This is a genomic window from Streptodolium elevatio (assembly GCF_053592165.1).
The window spans coordinates 1-17152 of the sequence record NZ_JBSFVE010000034.1; the positions used below are offsets into that span (position 1 = coordinate 1).

At 72.7% G+C, this 17152-nt stretch carries 17 protein-coding genes; 8 read left to right on the plus strand and 9 right to left on the minus strand.

The genetic code is table 11. The features are described from left to right. Window positions 1–130: 130 nt before the first annotated feature. The 3 genes from otsB to ACWD12_RS37475 form a co-directional block, all read right to left on the minus strand. Window positions 131–964 (minus strand): trehalose-phosphatase, encoded by an 834-nt coding sequence (otsB, locus tag ACWD12_RS37465; protein WP_450103354.1) that lies wholly within the window; start codon window positions 962–964, stop codon window positions 131–133. 136 nt (window positions 965–1100) lie between these two features. Next, a complete protein-coding gene (locus ACWD12_RS37470; protein ID WP_450103355.1) occupies window positions 1101–1805 on the minus strand; it encodes a LytR C-terminal domain-containing protein in 705 nt (234 codons plus the stop codon). Between the two features lie 345 nt (window positions 1806–2150). Further along, entirely contained in the window at window positions 2151–2567 is a 417-nt protein-coding gene (locus ACWD12_RS37475) for a DUF3263 domain-containing protein (RefSeq protein WP_450103357.1), read from the minus strand. 263 nt (window positions 2568–2830) lie between these two features. Between ACWD12_RS37475 and ACWD12_RS37480 the strand changes: the two genes are divergently transcribed. Then, window positions 2831–3172 (plus strand): cupin domain-containing protein, encoded by a 342-nt coding sequence (locus tag ACWD12_RS37480; protein WP_358362940.1) that lies wholly within the window; start codon window positions 2831–2833, stop codon window positions 3170–3172. 163 nt (window positions 3173–3335) lie between these two features. Here the strand turns inward: ACWD12_RS37480 and ACWD12_RS37485 are convergent, their stop codons facing one another. From ACWD12_RS37485 to ACWD12_RS37500, 4 genes are all read right to left on the minus strand, one after another. After that, window positions 3336–4289, minus strand: coding sequence for a carbohydrate ABC transporter permease (locus tag ACWD12_RS37485; RefSeq protein WP_450103358.1), 954 nt, complete (start codon window positions 4287–4289; stop codon window positions 3336–3338). A gap of 1 nt (window position 4290) precedes the next feature. Beyond that, window positions 4291–5343, minus strand: a complete 1053-nt coding sequence (locus ACWD12_RS37490) for a carbohydrate ABC transporter permease (RefSeq protein ID WP_450103359.1) — start codon at window positions 5341–5343, stop codon at window positions 4291–4293. A gap of 180 nt (window positions 5344–5523) precedes the next feature. Further along, the gene (locus ACWD12_RS37495) at window positions 5524–6813 is read right to left on the minus strand and encodes an extracellular solute-binding protein (RefSeq protein WP_450103360.1); all 1290 of its coding nucleotides are present in this window, start codon (window positions 6811–6813) and stop codon (window positions 5524–5526) included. Window positions 6814–7176: 363 nt separating this feature from the next. Continuing rightward, window positions 7177–7962, minus strand: coding sequence for a DeoR/GlpR family DNA-binding transcription regulator (locus tag ACWD12_RS37500; RefSeq protein ID WP_358362947.1), 786 nt, complete (start codon window positions 7960–7962; stop codon window positions 7177–7179). Between the two features lie 187 nt (window positions 7963–8149). Here ACWD12_RS37500 and ACWD12_RS37505 point away from each other — a divergent pair, with 187 nt between their 5' ends. From ACWD12_RS37505 to ACWD12_RS37525, 5 genes are all read left to right on the plus strand, one after another. Next, window positions 8150–9082, plus strand: coding sequence for an SIS domain-containing protein (locus tag ACWD12_RS37505; RefSeq protein ID WP_450103361.1), 933 nt, complete (start codon window positions 8150–8152; stop codon window positions 9080–9082). 129 nt (window positions 9083–9211) lie between these two features. Further along, window positions 9212–10093 carry an ROK family protein gene (locus ACWD12_RS37510; RefSeq protein ID WP_450103398.1) on the plus strand — a complete coding sequence of 294 codons (882 nt, stop codon included), beginning with the start codon at window positions 9212–9214 and terminating at the stop codon, window positions 10091–10093. Beyond that, on the plus strand, window positions 10090–11289 hold the full coding sequence (nagA, locus tag ACWD12_RS37515) for an N-acetylglucosamine-6-phosphate deacetylase (protein WP_450103362.1): 1200 nt from the start codon (window positions 10090–10092) through the stop codon (window positions 11287–11289). Before ACWD12_RS37510 ends, nagA begins: the two co-directional genes overlap by 4 nt. A gap of 7 nt (window positions 11290–11296) precedes the next feature. After that, window positions 11297–12277 carry a 1-phosphofructokinase family hexose kinase gene (locus ACWD12_RS37520; protein WP_450103399.1) on the plus strand — a complete coding sequence of 327 codons (981 nt, stop codon included), beginning with the start codon at window positions 11297–11299 and terminating at the stop codon, window positions 12275–12277. After that, entirely contained in the window at window positions 12255–13118 is an 864-nt protein-coding gene (locus tag ACWD12_RS37525) for a class II fructose-bisphosphate aldolase (RefSeq protein ID WP_450103363.1), read from the plus strand. The genes ACWD12_RS37520 and ACWD12_RS37525 overlap by 23 nt, the downstream gene beginning before the upstream one ends. Window positions 13119–13211: 93 nt before the next feature. On the opposite strand, the gene ACWD12_RS37530 is transcribed toward ACWD12_RS37525, so the two are convergent. Together ACWD12_RS37530 and ACWD12_RS37535 are read right to left on the minus strand one after the other, a co-directional pair. Further along, window positions 13212–13517 carry a type II toxin-antitoxin system PemK/MazF family toxin gene (locus tag ACWD12_RS37530; protein WP_235053671.1) on the minus strand — a complete coding sequence of 102 codons (306 nt, stop codon included), beginning with the start codon at window positions 13515–13517 and terminating at the stop codon, window positions 13212–13214. Then, window positions 13514–13720, minus strand: a complete 207-nt coding sequence (locus tag ACWD12_RS37535) for a hypothetical protein (RefSeq protein ID WP_358362956.1) — start codon at window positions 13718–13720, stop codon at window positions 13514–13516. Before ACWD12_RS37535 ends, ACWD12_RS37530 begins: the two co-directional genes overlap by 4 nt. A 110-nt stretch (window positions 13721–13830) precedes the next feature. Here ACWD12_RS37535 and ACWD12_RS37540 point away from each other — a divergent pair, with 110 nt between their 5' ends. Beyond that, a complete protein-coding gene (locus ACWD12_RS37540) occupies window positions 13831–14619 on the plus strand; it encodes an HAD-IA family hydrolase (RefSeq protein WP_358362957.1) in 789 nt (262 codons plus the stop codon). Then, complete coding sequence (locus ACWD12_RS37545; protein WP_450103364.1) at window positions 14616–17021, plus strand: glycoside hydrolase family 65 protein; 2406 nt, start codon at window positions 14616–14618, stop codon at window positions 17019–17021. The genes ACWD12_RS37540 and ACWD12_RS37545 overlap by 4 nt, the downstream gene beginning before the upstream one ends. Window positions 17022–17152 lie beyond the last annotated feature (131 nt).

The window sequence follows — 17152 nt, forward strand, 5'->3', positions numbered from 1 at the left end:
ACCCCACCCCGCGCCCCCCCGCCCCCGCCCCCGCGCTCCCCCCGCTGCTGTGGTACCGCCACCTGTTGGGGGCGCTGTCCCCGCGGCGGCCGCCTGCCCAGGGCAGTCGGCCGGCCGGGCAGACGGTCGGTCAGGCGGTCAGGCGGTCGGCCAGGGCTGCCAGTAGCGCGGCCACGCCGGGCGGGCCCGGTACGACCACGTCGGCCCGCTCGGCCAATTCGTGCACCTCGGTGGAGGCGCTGCACACCGTGAGGCCCGCGATTCCCTCACCGCGCATTCGCTCCACGGCGTCGAAGGCCGCGAGGTCGCCGAGGTCGTCGCCGGCGAACAGCACGCTCCCGGCCGAGCATTCGGCGGCGAAGGCGGTCAGCGCCCGTCCCTTGTCCATGCCCGGCGGACGCAACTCCAGGACGTAGCGCCCAGGTTCGACGGCCAGGCCATTCGCGTCCGCAAGCTCGGCGAGCGGTGCGCGGAGGGCGTCGAACGCGGCCTGCGGGTCCGGCGCGCGACGCGTGTGCACCGCCACCGCGCTGCCCTTGTCCTCCGACCAGGTGACGTCGGCCAGGCCCAAGGAGTCGAGGAAGACCGGTAGTTGACGGCGTACCGCGTCGACGCCCGCGGGTACGTCGGGCGCGGTGACCCGCCCGGTGGCCGCATCCCAGCGCTCCAGCCCGTAGTGGCCGAGCACGACGAGGCCGTCCAGGCCGGGTACGTCGGCGAAGCCCCCGTACTCGACGGCCACCGCGGCGGGCCGACCGGTGATCACGACGGCCGCCGCCAGGTGCGGGGCGAGCCGGGCGAGCGCGGCGACCGCGTCGGCGTCCGCGCGGGCGTCGCGCGGGTCGTCGACGATCGGGGCGAGGGTGCCGTCGAAGTCGAGGGCCACCACCCCCCGGGCCGGGTCGTCCAGAAGGGCCGAGAGTCCGGCCTTGCCTGCGGGCGTCGTCGGGTGCGGCAGCTCCATGGCCTCCAACCTACCCGGGGACGGCCGGACCTCCCGGATCCGGCACGTCCCGCCGCGCGCCGGGCTCGGCGGGGGCGAGGCGGGCGACGGCGCGGAGCGGCGTGTCCGTGGGGCGGGCTGCCCGTGGCGCAGGCCGTCAGCGGGGTGGCACGCCGGCCGGGGCCCGGGGTGTCTCGGTGCCCAACACCTTCCGGACCAGCGGCGCGTTCGGCGCGTCGACCACGATCACCACGAGGCGGGCCTGCGAGATGCCCTGGAACGTCGGCTTGATCCGGCGTACCTCGGGGAACGCCGCGGCGAGCCGCTTCGCCGCGGCCTCCTGCCCGGCCGGGTGGTACACGGTCGTCGCCGGAACACGCCCGTGCCAGGCGCCGGTTCCGGTGACCCGCCAGCCCGCGGCGGTCAGTTTCGCGGTCAGGGCGCGGGCCGCGGCGGGCGTACGCGCCTGGTCGAGCACCACCACATCGCCGAGCCCGCGTGGCGCGTCGGGTGCCGGCGGCGGCGCTCCGGCCGGGGCCGGGACCGCCGGGGCGGCGGCCGCCGCGGGAACGGCGTGCGGGGCGATCGGCTCCGCCGGCGCGGCGGCCGTACCGCCGCCGGTCGAATGGCCGAACCCCGCGACGAGCCCGCCGACCAGGGCGGCGACCGCCACCACGGCGACGGCCGACGAGCCGGCCGCACCGAGGCGGTCCAGCGGGTCCAGGACCGCGTCGGCGTCCGGTTCGTCGAGGTGGTCGGGCCGCCGCCACACGCCGGGGCCGCGGCCGAAGCCCTCGAAGGTGTCGCCGGTGTCGGTGAGATCACGGGGGTGTCGCGGGCGGCGGAAACGGCTGAGGGACATCGGCGTTCACTCCGGCGGTCCAGGGACGGGCGGGACAGCGACGGCATCGCGGGCAGGCAGGCGGACACAGATGTTCGGACGCGGGCCACCGCCCGGTCCGTCAGTAGGCCGCAGGCTCGCCGGCCGACGGCTCGGCGGCCGCCGAAATCGCAGGCTGGTGCGAACACGCGGTGGTAATAAGGGCTTTCGTTGGCCCCCTACCTGAACAAGGGGCGGGGTCAGAGGTGGGTTCCGGGAGGGCAGTCCGGGGGCGACCCGCGGAACGCCCCCGGCCTGGCCCGTCACGGAACTCCGTTCGGTCGGCTCCATGACGGACTCGGCCGCGACGGGCCGACGTACCTGCCCTCAGGGCCGGTGTCGCCGGACCGTCGTCGCGGACCTGGCCGTCTGGCGTGCGGCGCGCAGCCTACGCAGGCGCTGGACCAGCATCGGGTCGTGCTCCAGCGCCTCGGGGCGGTCCAGCAGGGCGTTCAGCGCCTGGTAGTACCGGGTCGGCGAGCAGCCGAAACGGTCGCGTACCGCCCGCTCCTTGGCCCCGGCGTGCCGCCACCACTGGCGCTCGAAGTCGAGGATCTCGACGTCGCGCGCCGTGAGGCCGCCCTCCCCGTCGGCGCCGGGTCCGTTCGCACCAGGGGTGTTCGTGCCGGTGCCGGTGACCTGCGCATGGTCGGACTCGGGGGCCTGCTGCGGGAGGACCGCGAGGTCGTCGAGTCCGGGTATCCGCGCGGTCGCCTCGTACCTGTCCGTGTCCCGGTCGCTCATCGCCTCGCCCGCTCCTCCGTCGCCGTGCGTCCTGCGCGGGCTCTCGGCCCGTGCCCGTCATTGTGCCCGCCGCCACCGACGTCACCCTGCACCGCCACCACGGCCCGGGCCGGAAAACCACCCGATTCACCCGACTGGGCCGCCGGGCACGGTACGCTCCGCCGGCGCGCCCGCCCCTGACCCGAACCGCACCCCCGCCGACCTCCCGTCGAGCCCCCTCCCCGGTGGGCGGAGCCGGACCATTCGGGCACTAAGCTCCGCCCATGTCGACTTTTGCCGTTCACATCCCCGACGCCGAGCTCGAACCGGACCCGCTCGACCCGTCGCAGATCGTCTCCGGTTCGCCCGAGGTCTCCGGCAAGGTGCTGTGGGAGTCCGAGGACGGGAAGATCATCCGCGGTCTGTGGCAGATCACGCCCGGCGTGGTGACCGACACCGAGGCCAACGAGATGTTCGTGGTGGTCAGCGGTCGCGCCACCATCGAGGTCGAGGGCGGCGAGACGGTCGAGGTCGGCCCCGGCGACGCGTGCGTCCTGGAAGAGGGCGCGAAGACCCGCTGGACCGTCCACGAGACGCTGCGCAAGGCGTACGTCATCCAGTACTGAAACGAGACCCGGCCGCGGACCCGGCGGGTCGGCGCCCGGGCCGTCGGCGAACACGGCCGTCAGCACAGCGGGAAAAGGCCGGGCAGGGCGCTTCGGGGGCGCGCCCTGCCCGGCCTTTTCGGTCCCGGGATCGGAGTCCTCGTCGGGCGGGCAGTCGGGCGGGCTACTTGATCGAACCCGCGGTCAGGCCCGACACCACGTGCTTCTCGATGAAGGCGAACAGCACCACCACCGGCACGATCGCGATCACCGACCCGGCGAACAGGTACTGCCACTGCACCTCGTAGACGCCGAGGAAGTTGTTGATGCCGACCGTCAGCGGCTGCTTCTCCGGGGTCGTGATGAGGGTCAGCGCGACCACGAACTCGCTCCACGCCGCGATGAAGGTGAAGATCACCGCGGTCACGATCCCCGGCATCGCCAGCGGCAGCGTGACGCGGCGCAGCGCGCCGAGCCGCGACGCGCCGTCGATCATCGCGGCCTCCTCCAGCTCGACCGGGATCGAGCTGAAGTACGCGGTCAGGATCCACACCGAGAACGCGAGGTTGAACGCGCCGTTCACCAGGACCAGCGCCCACATGGAGTCGAGCAGGTCGAAGATGAAGAACTCCCGGTACAGGCCGACCAGCAGCGATGTCGGCTGGAACATCTGGGTGACCAGTACGAGCAGGAGGAACAGCCCGCGGCCCCGGAAGCGGCGCCGCGCGGTGTAGTACGCCGCGGGCAGCGCGACGACGACGACCAGCAGGGTCGACAGCGCGCACACGATCAGCGAGACCTTGAGGTTGTCGCCGAGCGTCGAGTCCTTCCATACGTCGACGAAGTTCGACCACTGGAACTCCGAGGGCAGGTAGCTGTCCTCGGTCAGCTGGTCGGCGGGCCGCAGCGCGGTGACGAACATTTCCAGGTACGGCAGCACGAACAGGATGGCGACGACCCACGCGGTCGCGCCGATCGCGAGCTTGCGCCCGGTGCCGGTGGGGCGGCGGCGCGGCGCGGGCAGGGCCAGGGCGCCCGCACCGCCTCCCGTCGCGCCGCCGGTCGCGTCCGCGGCCGTGGCCCGGCTCCCGGCGTCGGCCACCTTGTCTGCCACCGTCTCGGCGGTCGGGTCGGCCATGTCAGTCCGTCTCCTTGTTCCACCGGCTCACCCGCAGGTAGACCAGCACGAGCACGATGATCAGCCCGAAGTTCACGACGGACATCGCCGCGCTCTCGCCGATGTCGGTGGACTTGAGCTTGTACATGAACGTCGTCGTGGTGTCCGTCTGGTAGCCCGGTCCGCCGCCGGTCATCGCCCAGATGATGGGGAACGAGTTGAAGACGTTGATGAGGTTGATGACGACGGCGACGAGGATCGCGGGGCGCAGCAGCGGCAGGGTCACGCTGAGGTAGGTGCGCCACTTGGACGCGCCGTCCATGCGGGCCGCCTCGTACACGTCGGCGGGGATCGTCTGCAGTCCGGCGAGCAGCGTGTACGTGGTGAACGGCAGCGACACGAACACCGCGACCGCGATCATCCAGGGGAACGCGGTCTCCGGTTTGCCGAGCCAGTCCTCGCCCTTGTCGATGACGTGCAGGTCGACCAGCAGCGTGTTGATGACGCCCCGGCTGTGGTGCAGCATCCAGCGGAACACCACGGCGGTCATGAACACCGACGCGGCCCAGGGGATGATGAGCGCCCAGCGGGCCGCCCGGCGGCCTGGGAACTGCTGGTTGAAGAGCTGCGCGAGGCCCAGCGAGAGCACCAGCGTGATGGCCACGACGAAGACGACCCACACCAGCGTGTTGCGCAGGACGTGCCCGAAGTCGGGTTCGTCGAACAGCTTCTGGTAGTTGTCGAAGCCGTTGGAGCCCTTCACGACGCCGGTTCTGCGGATGCGCAGGAACGAGCTGCGCACCATCTCGACGACCGGCCACAGCACGACGAGGGCGATCAGCAGGATGGCCGGGCCGAGCCACAGCAGCGGCTCGAAGCGCCGCCAGGGACTGCGGCCGCGCCGGCCCTTCGGCGAACCGCCTTTCGCGGTTCGCCCCTTGGGCGGCCCCCCGACGGGCGGTCCGCCCGGCGACGGACGGTCCGGTGTGTGGCTTCCCGACGTCGGGCTCCCCGACGTCGGACCCGTCGGTGTCGGGCTCTCCGGCGAGGGGGCCGGCGATGGTGACGCGCGCACGATTTCGCTCCTCCCTCTCGCGAGGGGTCGTTCGGGCGCCGGCGGGTGCCGCCCGGACGCGGGTGGACGTCCGGACGGCACCGGTCGGGCCTGGCGGGAGTCGGGGCGGCGGCGGCCGCCCCGGGCGGTGTCGCGGCGGGCCGGGCGGCTCCGTTCCCGGAGGCCGCCCGGCCGCGGTCGTCACTGCTGCATCTTGACCGCTTCCTCGGCCGCCTTCTGGAGCTGGTCGAGGACCTCCTTGGGCGACTTGCCGCCGACCGCGGCCCCCAGCTCGGTCTTGATCTTCGGCGAGATGACGTCCCACGCGGTGTCGTTGACCGGGTAGAACTTGGCGTTCGGCATCATCTCGATGAAGGGCTTGAGCTTCTCGTTCGCCGGGTCCGCGGCCATCTTGGTCATGACCGACTTGGTCACCGGGACGAACGAGTTGTCCTGCTGGAACTTCAGCTGGTTCTCGGTGTTGTACGCGACATCGAGGAACGCCTTGATCTGGTCCTTGTGGCCGTTCTGCTTGAACGCCATCACGTAGTCCGCGACGCCCAGCGTCTCGGTGAGCGGCCCGGACTTGCCGGGGATCGGCGCCGTGCCGAAGTTGATGTTCGGGTACTTGTTCTTGAGCTGCGGAAGCATCGTCGGGTGGCCGTTGACCATGCCGGCGCTGCCGCCGTAGAAGTCGGTCCAGATCTCGGCGCGCTTCTTGGTGCCGGGGTTGGGCTCGGTCAGGCCGGGCTTGACGAGGTTGTCGTTGATCCAGTTGAGCGTGTCGACGTTGGCCTGGCTGTTGATCGTGTACTTGTCGCCGGTCTTGTACGCGCCGCCGTTGCCGAGGAACCAGTTCATGAACTCGCCCTGCGGTTCCTCCGAGCCCATCGGCAGGCCGTACGGCGTGGCCACGCCCGCGGCCTTGAGCTTCTCGGCCGCGGCCTTCAGCTCGTCCCAGGTCTTGGGCGGCTCGGCAATACCGGCCTTGGCGAACAGGTCCTTGTTGTAGAACATCTGCCGCGCGCTCGACGTGAACGGAATGCCGAACTGCTCGCCGCCGACCGACGACGAGGGCAGGAAGGACTCGATGAGGTCGGCGCGGGTGGCGTCCGACATGACGTCCTTGACCGGGTAGAGAAGGTCGTCGGCGACCTTGTCGGCATAACCGCCGGTCTGCAGGATGTCCGGGAGCTGCTTGTTCTGGATCATCGTGGCGACCTTCTTGTCGATGTCATCCCAGCTGATGACTTCGAGGTCGACCTTGATCCCGGGGTATTTGGCGTTGAAGTTCTTGATCACGCCGTCCCAGTACGCCTTGGTGCTGCCGTCACCCGAGCCGTAGTCGGCGACGGCCAGCTTGAGCGTGGCGTCCTTCGGCGCGCCCGAGCCGCCCTGGGCGCCGTTGTCGGACGAGTCGTCCTTGTCGTCGTCGGAACCGCACGCGGTCAGCATCAACGACGCGGAGAGTCCAATTGCAGCCGCTGCCATCAGGTGACGCTTCACCCTGAAACCACCTTTTCACCGGAGATCACGACTGGTCGCCGTCGGCTCCGGCACAAGCGGAGCCGCCTGCTTGCCCTTGCTCATATGTGTTCGCAAACTGCCTGTCCCACAAACTTTCAAGCAGTGACGAGCATCTTGGGACTCCGCTGGTATGCAGTCAACACCCCCGACGGCAAAAGGTCTACACCAATTCCGCGCTTCCCGAGGAGACACGTTTCAGCACGGGGAAAAAGCGCACGACAATTGCCGACCTTCGCGAAGTAATCCGACAAACCCGCGAGTTGTCGATCGATAACGATTAAGTGATGCCGTCACCCGGAAGAGCCGGGAGGACGCCCCGAAACCGGGTCAGACGCGGACGACGCGTACGCCGGCCTCGGTGAAGCGGTCCACCACCGCGTCCGGCGCCGCGGCGTCGGTGACGAGGATGTCGATCGCGTCCACCGGGCAGATGCGGGCGAACGCCCGGCGGCCCAGCTTCGACGAGTCCGCCGCCACGATGACCCGCTCCGCGCCGGCCGCCATGAGCTGGTTGATGCTCGCCTCGCCCTCGTGGTGGGCGCTCGCGCCGTGCTCGACGTCGACCGCGTCCACCCCGAGCATCGCGACGTCCAAGGCCACCTCGCGCAGGATGCCGGTGGCCAGCGGCCCGATCAGCTCGTACGACTGGGGCCGGGCCACCCCGCCGGTCACCACGATCTTGACGTGCCTGCGCACCGCCAACTCCCCCGCGATGTTCAGCGCGTTCGTCACCACGGTCAGCGACGTCGCGTCGCCGTCGGCGTGCAGGTCGGCGCGCGTCACCAGGGCCCTGGCCACCTCGGTCATCGTCGTGCCGCCGTTGAGGCCGACCGTCTGGCCCGGCTGGACGAGCCCGGCCGCGGCCACCGCGATGCGCTGCTTCTCGGGCGCGCGCCGGGCGGTCTTGTAGCGCAGCGGGAGGTCGTAGGAGACCGAGTGCGCCACCGCCCCGCCGCGAGTGCGCGTGAGCATCTGCTGCTGCGCGAGTTGGTCGAGGTCGCGCCGGATGGTCGCGGCGGAGACGTCGAGCGCGTCGGCGGCCTCCTCGACCTCCAGGCGCCCCTCCTTGGCCAGCAGCTCCAGGAGCGCGCCCCACCGCTCGTACCGGCTCACCCAAGACCTCCCAGTGTCGGGACTCATCCTCCCGCGTGCGCCGCGCGGTGGGCACGGCGGGCCCGCCGACCTACGCCCTCCGTACAGCACACTGTATGGCGTTCTTGCAGTTTTATGCTTTCAACTGCTATTCAATGAGCACATTCGAGCACCACGGGGCTCGATCCGCCCCCGGGAGGCAGCGCCCATGACGCCGAGCCACGGCACGGACGGCCCCGCCGTCGGTGCGGGACACACGCTCACCGAGATCGCGTCCCAACCGGAGCTGTGGGCACGCGCGGCGGCACTCGCCACCGACAAGCAGGACCCCGTCGCGGGGCTCCCCCGTCCCGGCGAACGCGTCGCGGTCGTCGGCTGCGGCACCTCGTGGTTCGTCGCCCAGGCGTACGCCGCACTCCGCGAGCAGGCGGGCCACGGCTGGACGGACGCGTTCGCCGCCTCCGAGTTCCCGGCCGGGCGCGCGTACGACCGGGTGCTCGCCCTGACCCGCTCCGGCACCACCACCGAGGTGCTCGGCCTGCTCGCCGCCCTGCGCGGCACCGTCGCGTGCACCGCCGTCACCGGCACCCCCGGCAGCCCCGTGGTCGCCGCCGCCGACGAGACCGTGATGCTCGACTTCGCGGACGAGACCTCCGTCGTCCAGACCCGCTTCGCCACCACGACCCTCGCCATGCTGCGCGCGCACCTCGGCGAGGACCTCGACACCGTGATCCGCGACGCCGCCCTGGCCGCCGTCGACCCGCTGCCCGAACCGCTGGTCGCCGCCGAGCAGTTCACCTTCCTGGGCACCGGCTGGACGGTCGGGCTCGCCGCCGAGGCCGCGCTCAAGATGCGCGAGGCCGCCGGTGCGTGGACGGAGAGCTACCCGGCCATGGAGTATCGGCACGGGCCCATCAGCATCGCGGCCCCCGGTCGGGTGACGTGGGTGCTCGGCCCGGTCCCCGACGGCCTGACCGACGACGTCGCGGCCACCGGCGGACGACTGGTCGCCACAAGCGCCGACCCGATGGCCGAACTCGTGCGCGTACAGCGCCTCGCGGCGGCCGTCGCGTACGCCCGCGGCCTCGACCCGGACCACCCGCGCCACCTGACGCGGTCGGTCGTGCTTGAGCAGGAGTAGAACGTGAATCCGCAAGGCGAGCAGGTGCAACTGGCGCAGGACCCCGCGCCGCCGCACGGTCCGGTACCGGACGGCGGCGCCGGGCCGGCGCCCGCGTGTGTCGTCGCCCTCGACGTCGGCGGCACCGTCATCAAGGGCGGCCTGGTCGGCGCCGACGGCGCCTTCCTGCACACCGAACGCCGCCCGACCGGACGCGAGGGCGGCGCCGAAGCCGTCACCGGGCGCATCGTCGGATTCGCCGACGACCTGCGCGCGACGGCCGTACGGCTCGGCCTGGCCCCGCGGGCCGCGGGCGTCGTGGTCCCCGGCATCGTCGACGCGCGGTCCGGCGTCGCGGTTTGGTCGGCCAACCTGCGCTGGCGCGACCTGCCGTTGCGCGCACTGGTCGCCGAACGCCTGGGCCTGCCGGTGGCGTTCGACCACGACGTACGCGCGGGCGGCCTCGCGGAAGGCCGCATCGGCGCGGCGCGCGGCAGCGACAACTTCCTGTTCCTGCCGCTCGGCACGGGAGTCGCCGGGGCCTTCGTCGTCGACGGCAAGCCCTACGCGGGCGCCCAGGGCCGCGCCGGCGAGATCGGCCACATCGTGGTCCGCCCCGGCGGCGCGCCCTGCGGCTGCGGCGCGCGCGGCTGCCTGGAGGCGGAGATGTCCGGCCCGGCCGTGGCCCGCCGCTATGCCGAGGCGGTACCGGGCGCGCACGCCACCGCCGCCGAGGTGGTGGCCCGCGTCGGCGCGGGCGACCCGGTCGCGGCCCAGGTGTGGCACGAGGCCGTCGCGGTGCTCGCCGACGGCCTGCTCATCGCCCTGGCCCTGCTCGACACCCGCCTGATCGTGATCGGCGGCGGCCTGTCCCGGGCCGGCGAGACCCTGATCGCGCCGCTGCGCGCGGCGATGGTCGAACGCGCGACCGTGCAGCACGTCCCACGCATCGAGGCCGCCGCGCTCGGCGACGACGCGGGATGCCACGGTGCGGCGCTGCTGGCCTGGGACGCCGTCGGGGTGGCCCGGTGACGCGCGTGACCCGGCTGACCGGCGCCCGGGTCGTGCTTCCCGACGGCATCCTCGACCGGGGCGAGGTCGCCTTCGCCGACGGGGTGATCACCGCTGTCGGTACGCCGCCCGCCGCGGACGCCGAACGCCCCGGCCACGTCCCGGACGACGCGGTCGACCTCACCGGGCACTGGCTGGTCCCCGGCTTCGTCGACATGCACGTGCACGGCGGCAGCGGCGCGTCGTACATGTCGGGCGACCCCGAACAGGCCCTGCGCGTCGCGGCCTTCCACCGCGCGCACGGCACCACCACCACGATGGCGTCGCTGGTGACCGCGCCGCACGACGAACTGATGCGCGCGGTGTCGCAGTTGGCGGGGCTGGTGGAGGACGGTGTGCTGGCCGGCCTGCACCTGGAGGGCCCGTATCTCAGCCGGGCGCGCTGCGGGGCACACGACCCGGAGTTGCTGCGCGACCCCGACCGGGCCGAGGTCGACGCCCTGCTCAAGGCCGGGCGCGGCACCGTCCGCATGCTGACCCTCGCCCCCGAACTCGACGGCGGCGTGGACCTGGTGCGCCGACTCGTGGACGCGGGTGTGCTCGCGGCGGTCGGGCACACCGACGGCACGCACCGCGAGACGCTGGCCGCGCTCGCCGCCGGGGCGTCGGTCGCCACGCACCTGTTCAACGCGATGCGGAGCGTGCACCACCGCGAACCGGGCCCGGTCACCGCCCTGCTCCAGGACAGCGACGTCGTCGTGGAACTGATCAACGACGGCGTGCACCTGCATCCCGGTATCGTCAACCTGGCCTTCCAGGCGGCCGGTTCGTCGCGCGTCGCGTTCATCACCGACGCGATGAGCGCGGCGGGGATGCCGGACGGCACGTACCCGCTCGGCCCGATGACGACCCGCGTCGAGGGCGGGATAGCGCGCCTGGTGGACGGCGACTCGATCGCCGGGAGCACGCTGACCCTGGACCGCGCGCTGCGTACCGCGGTACGCGAGAACCGCCTGCCGATGACCGACGCCGTACGCGCGCTGTCCACGACCCCCGCGCGTGCCCTCGGACTTGCCGACCGCACCGGGTCCGTCGAGGTGGGCAAGCGGGCCGACCTCGTGGTGCTCGACGCCGACCTGCGCGTCACCGGCGTGCTGTGGGGCGGCAGTTGGGTGGGCGACGCTCCGGCGGGCGGGCCCGGACAGCCGGGTGCGTGACGGCGCGATGATCCTCACCGTCACGCCCAATCCGGCACTCGACGTCACCTACCACCTCGACGAAGTGGTCTGGAACGGCAGCAACCGGGTCGGCCGGGTCGCGGCGCGCGCCGGCGGCAAGGGCGTCAACGTGGCGCGGGTGCTGGCCGCGCTCGGCATATCCGCGACCGTGCTCGGCCCGCTCGGCGGGCGCACCGGCGACGCGGTCCGTGAGGGCCTGGCCTCGGCCGGGCTGCGGGACGCCGCCGTCGGCGTGGCCGGCGAGACCCGGCGCACCACGACCGTCGTGGACGCGGCCGGCGAGGCGACGGTGTTCAACGAGGCGGGCCCTCGGGTGACCGCGGACGAATGGGCGGGCGTCGTCCGCACCTACCGCGAACTCCTCCCCGGCGCACGGGCCGTCGCCCTGTGCGGGAGCCTCCCGCCCGGCCTGCCCGACGACACGTACGCCGCCCTGATAGCCCTGGCCCGTGACGCGGGCGTCCCGGTACTGCTCGACACCTCCGGTCCGGCCTTCCACGCGGGTGTCGCGGCGGGGCCCGACATCGTGAAGCCCAACGCCGACGAACTGCGGGAAGCCACCGACGAATCCGACCCGCCGCGCGCGGTGGCCGCACTGGCCGCCCGGCTGCGCGAGGCGGGCGGCGACGCCGTCGTGGCCTCCCTCGGCCCGCAGGGCCTGCTCGCCGCGACCGGAGGAGGCTGGTGGCGGGCCCGGCTGCCGTACGCCATCACCGGCAACCCGACGGGAGCCGGCGACGCCGGCGTGGCGGCACTGATCACCGGCCTCCTGGGCGGACGTCCGTGGCCCGACCGGCTCGCCGAGGCGGTCGCATGGTCCGCGTCGGCCGTGGCGTCGCCGGAAGCCGGCGACATCGACCGCACGACCTACGTCACGGCCCGCGCGCACGTCATCGTCGGGGCCGTCGAACCGCCCCCGGACCGGACGATCGGAGACACCGCGCATGCCACTCACCCCCACCGGTGACATCGTCGCGTCGGCCCGCCGGGACGGACGCGGCGCGGGCGCGTTCAACGCGATCACCCTGGAGCACGCCGAGGCCGTCGTCGCGGGCGCGGAGGCGGCCGGACTGCCGGTGATCCTCGCGGTCAGCGAGAACGCCGTGCGGTTCCACGGCGGGCGGCTGCGGCCCCTCGCGGCGGGCTGCGCCGCGCTGGCCGAGGAGGCCGCGGTCCCGGTCGGACTGCACCTGGACCACGTGGTGTCCGAGGCTCTGCTGCACGCGGTCGAGGGGACGGCGGTCAGCTCGGTGATGTTCGACGCGTCCAAGCTGCCGTACGCCGACAACCTCGCGGCCACCCGCGCGGCCGCCGACTGGGCCCGCGCCCGCGGCCTGTGGCTCGAAGCGGAACTCGGCGAAGTGGGCGGCAAAGCGGGTGAACCGGCGCTCGACGCGCACGCGCCCGGCGCACGCACCCGACCGGATGAAGCCGCCGCCTACATCGCCGCGACCGGCGTCGACGCCCTCGCCGTGGCGGTGGGCAGCAGCCACGCGATGACGACGCGCACCGCCCGGCTCGACCACGGGCTGATCGCGGAGCTGCGGGCGGCGGTCGGCGTACCACTGGTGCTGCACGGGTCGTCGGGGGTGCCGGACGATGAACTGCGGGCCGCGACGGCGCACGGCATGACGAAGGTCAACATAGGCACGGCCCTCAACATCGCCTACAGCGGCGCGATACGCGGCCACTTGGCGCGGCACGCCGGGCGGACCGACCCGCGCCCGTACCTGACCGAGGCGCGCGAGGCCATGGCCGAGGCGGTACGCCACCTGCTCACGGTCGTGGCGGCCGCACCCGCGGTTTGACGTCCCCGTCGCGCCCGCAAGCGCCCCCGAACTCCCGGGCTCCGCAGGTCCCTCGGGCTCCGCGGGCCCTCGGGCTCCGCGGGCTCCGCGGGCTCACAGCTCCAGGATCGCCCGCAGCGCGATCTCGACGCGCTCCATCGTGTCCGTGTCCACCCGTCCGAGCAGCTTGCCGTGGTCGAATCGCGCCTGCCGGAAGCCCGCGACGTCCGGCACCCCCACGACGCCCTGCACAGGCTCCGTGAGCGGCACGGTGACGAGCGACTCCGGGAAGGCCCCCGGTTCGTGCACCACGACGCACAGCGCCTGGCCGTACAGCGCGGTGACCTCGTCGGCCCCCACGACCAGCACGGTGCGTTCCCGGCCGACGGTGGGAATCCGCCAGACCTGCCCCCGCCTCATCGCAGATCCGTCTCGGCCGCGTGCAGCACGTCGTCCGGCGGAGGAGCGGGATGCCCCGCGTCGGCGACCTCGCGCATCGCGTCCATCAGGAGCGCCGAGCGCAGCGCTTTCACGACATAGGCGGAGATGTCCCCGCCGGACGCCTCGCCCACCGCGGCCACAAGATCGCCCGGAAGCGACAGTGTGACCTCCACGACCGCCATGCCGACCATCCCCTTCCCCGAGGCAGGGGACCAACGTAGCGGGTATCCCGAAGCCGCCGAGATGATCCGGAACGGGGATGATCGCCACGGAGACGGGTAGAAGTGGGCGCATGCTGGGACTGCCGGAATCCATTCACGCGTTTCTGTTCGACCTCGACGGCGTGCTGACGCAGACGGCGAAGGTGCACGCCGCCGCCTGGAAGGACATGTTCGATTCCTTCCTGCGCGAGGAGGCGGACCGCGACGGGAAGCCCTTCGTGCCGTTCGACGCCGGCGCGGACTACGACACGTACGTCGACGGCAGACCGCGCCTCGACGGCACGCGCGCGTTCCTGGAGTCCCGCGGGATCGACCTGCCCGAGGGCGACCCGGACGACGCCCCCGGCAGCCGCTCGGTGCAGGGCCTGAGCAACCTCAAGAACCTGACCGTGCTGCGGATGATCAAGGAGCAGGGCGTCGACGCGTACGAGGGCTCCCTCGCGTACGTCCGCAAGCTCGCCGAACTCGACGTGCCCCGCGCGGTCGTCTCCTCCAGCGCCAACTGCCGCGACGTCCTGCACGTGGCCGGGTACGACGGCCTGTTCGAGGTGATCGTGGACGGCATCGTGGCGCACGACGAGGGCCTGCCGGGCAAGCCCGCCCCCGACACCTTCGTGGCCGCAGCGCGCAAGCTCGGGTACCCGCCGGAGAGCGCCGCGGTGTTCGAAGACGCCCTCGCCGGCGTCGCCGCCGGGCACGCCGGAGGCTTCGGGTGCGTTGTCGGCGTGGACAGGGTCGGTCAGACGGAGGCCCTGCTGCGGCACGGCGCAGACCAGGTCGTCACCGATCTGGCGCAGCTGATGGACGAGTCGGCGGCGGCCGGGCCGGACCGAGCGCACGAGGAGCGAGACACGGCATGACGGCGCACGACGCGTACACCATCGAGCCCTGGGGGCTCACCGAGCAGTCCCTCGACCTCGACGTCCTGGCTCGGGCGGAGTCGGTCTTCGCGCTGTCCAACGGACACGTGGGCATGCGGGCGAACCTCGACGAGGGGGAGCCGCACGGGCTGCCGGGCACCTATCTCAACGGGGTGTTCGAGCTGCGCCCGCTGCCGTACGCCGAAACGGCCTACGGCCAGCCGGAGTCCGGGCAGAGCGTCATCAACATCACCAACGGCAAGATCATCCGACTGCTGGTCGACGACGAGCCGTTCGACCTGCGCTACGGCGACCTCAAGGAGCACCAGCGGCGCCTGGACTTCCGCGACGGGCTGCTCAAGCGCCGGGCGGTATGGACCTCCCCCGCCGGGCGTACCGTGCGCGTCACCTCGACCCGCCTGGTCTCGCTCACGCAGCGGGCCGTCGCGGCGATCGCCTACGAGGTCGAGCCGATGGACGGGCCCGCCCGCATCGTGGTGCAGTCCGAACTGGTCGCCAACGAGCAGCTGCCGTCCGCCAACGGCGACCCGCGCGCGGCCGCCGTCCTGGAGGCGCCGCTCGTCGCCGAGCAGCACTCGCACCAGGGCGGCAAGGCGGTGCTGGTGCACCAGACCCGATTCAGCGGCCTGCGCGTCGCCGCGACGATGGACCACATCGTCGAGTGCGAGGGGCCGCACCAGACCGAGACGGAGACCGAGGAGGACCAGGCGCGCTACAGCGTCACGACGGTCCTCAAGCAGGGTCAGAAGCTGCGGATCGTCAAGTTCCTGGCGTACGGCTGGTCCGCCGCCCGCTCGCTGCCGGCCGTCCGCGACCAGGTCGCCGCGGCCCTGACTGCGGCCCGCTACACCGGATGGGACGGCCTGGTCGCCGAGCAGAAGGACTACCTCTCGGACTTCTGGAAGCGGTCGGACATCGAGGTCGACGGCGACATCGAGTTGCAGCAGGCGGTGCGGTTCGCGCTGTTCCACGTGCTCCAGGCGGGTGCGCGCACGGAGGAGCGGGCGATCCCGGCCAAGGGGCTGACCGGCCCCGGGTACGACGGGCACTGCTTCTGGGACACCGAGACGTTCGTCCTGCCCGTGCTCACGTACTGTCTGCCGAACGCGGTGGCCCAGGCCCTGCGCTGGCGGCACTCGACGCTGCCGCTGGCCCGCGAGCGGGCCGCGCAACTCGGCCTGGCGGGCGCGGTGTTCCCATGGCGGACGATCCGCGGCGAGGAGTGCTCGGGCTACTGGCCCGCCGGCACGGCCGCGTTCCACATCGGCGCGGACATCGCCAGGGCGGTCGAGCGCTATGTGCGGGCCACCGGCGACACGGGCTTCGAGCGGGACTACGGCATGGAGATCCTGGTCGAGACGGCGCGCATGTGGCGCTCGCTGGGGCACCACGACGCCGAGGGCCAATTCCGCATCGACGGCGTGACCGGCCCCGACGAGTACAGCTCGATCGCGGACAACAACGTCTACACGAACCTCATGGCCCAGGCGAACCTGCGCGCGGCGGCCGACGCGGCGACACGGCACCTGCACCAGGCCGCGGCGCTCGGCGTGGACACCGAGGAGATGGCGCAGTGGCGGGACGCCGCCGCGTCGATGTACGTCCCGTACGACGAGAAGCTCGGCGTGCACCCGCAGGCCGACGGCTTCACGAACCACGAGATGTGGGACTTCGACAACACGCCTGCCGAGAAGTACCCGCTCCTGCTGCACTACCCGTACTACGACCTGTACCGGAAGCAGGTCGTGAAGCAGGCGGACCTGGTGCTCGCGATGCAGGTGCGCGGCGACGCGTTCACCGCCGAGGAGAAGGCCCGCAACTTCGCGTACTACGAGCGCCTGACGGTCCGGGACTCGTCGCTGTCGGCGTGCACGCAGGCGGTGATGGCGGCCGAGGTGGGCCACCTGGATCTCGCGTACGACTACCTCGCCGAAGCCGCCCTGATGGACCTGCACGACTTGGGCGGCAACACGCGCGACGGCCTGCACATGGCGTCGCTGGCCGGCGCCTGCATGGCGCTGGTCGCGGGCTTCGGCGGGCTGCGCGACCACGACGACCACCTGGTCTTCCGGCCACGCCTGCCGTCCGGGCTGACCCGGGTGGCGTTCTCCATGCGCCTGCGCGGCGAGCTGGTGCTGCACACCGAGATCACCCGCGCCGAGGTGACGTACTCGCTGCGCGAGGGGGATTCGCTGAAGCTGATGCACGACGAGGAGGAGGTCGTGGTCACGAAGGACAGGCCGGCCAGCCGCCCGATCCCGCGCCCGGTGCCGCTGGAGCGGCTCAGCCAGCCGCCCGGCCGCGAACCCGCGCGGCGGCACGCGCAGTCCGGGCCTTTCCTGGCCTCCGACGACACCCCCGCGGATCAGACAAGCGACTGAGTGAACTCCGGACGGTCCGCGCGACCGTCCGCACCACCCCCTCGGTGGTCGAGGGAAGCCCCCCAGAGTGGCCGCCGAGCACGGTGTGCCGCTGCCGCCGGGACCGGCGGCCACTACGCTGGCGGTCGATC

Bases quoted from the DNA above. Each gene is read 5' to 3' on its own strand.
- otsB (WP_450103354.1), bottom strand. From the start codon at position 964: ATGGAGCTGCCGCACCCGACGACGCCCGCAGGCAAGGCCGGACTCTCG.
- ACWD12_RS37470 (WP_450103355.1), bottom strand. From the start codon at position 1,805: ATGTCCCTCAGCCGTTTCCGCCGCCCGCGACACCCCCGTGATCTCACC.
- ACWD12_RS37475 (WP_450103357.1), bottom strand. From the start codon at position 2,567: ATGAGCGACCGGGACACGGACAGGTACGAGGCGACCGCGCGGATACCC.
- ACWD12_RS37480 (WP_358362940.1), top strand. From the start codon at position 2,831: ATGTCGACTTTTGCCGTTCACATCCCCGACGCCGAGCTCGAACCGGAC.
- ACWD12_RS37485 (WP_450103358.1), bottom strand. From the start codon at position 4,289: ATGGCCGACCCGACCGCCGAGACGGTGGCAGACAAGGTGGCCGACGCC.
- ACWD12_RS37495 (WP_450103360.1), bottom strand. From the start codon at position 6,813: ATGGCAGCGGCTGCAATTGGACTCTCCGCGTCGTTGATGCTGACCGCG.
- ACWD12_RS37505 (WP_450103361.1), top strand. From the start codon at position 8,150: ATGACGCCGAGCCACGGCACGGACGGCCCCGCCGTCGGTGCGGGACAC.
- ACWD12_RS37520 (WP_450103399.1), top strand. From the start codon at position 11,297: ATGATCCTCACCGTCACGCCCAATCCGGCACTCGACGTCACCTACCAC.
- ACWD12_RS37525 (WP_450103363.1), top strand. From the start codon at position 12,255: ATGCCACTCACCCCCACCGGTGACATCGTCGCGTCGGCCCGCCGGGAC.
- ACWD12_RS37530 (WP_235053671.1), bottom strand. From the start codon at position 13,517: ATGAGGCGGGGGCAGGTCTGGCGGATTCCCACCGTCGGCCGGGAACGC.
- ACWD12_RS37535 (WP_358362956.1), bottom strand. From the start codon at position 13,720: ATGGCGGTCGTGGAGGTCACACTGTCGCTTCCGGGCGATCTTGTGGCC.
- ACWD12_RS37540 (WP_358362957.1), top strand. From the start codon at position 13,831: ATGCTGGGACTGCCGGAATCCATTCACGCGTTTCTGTTCGACCTCGAC.
- ACWD12_RS37545 (WP_450103364.1), top strand. From the start codon at position 14,616: ATGACGGCGCACGACGCGTACACCATCGAGCCCTGGGGGCTCACCGAG.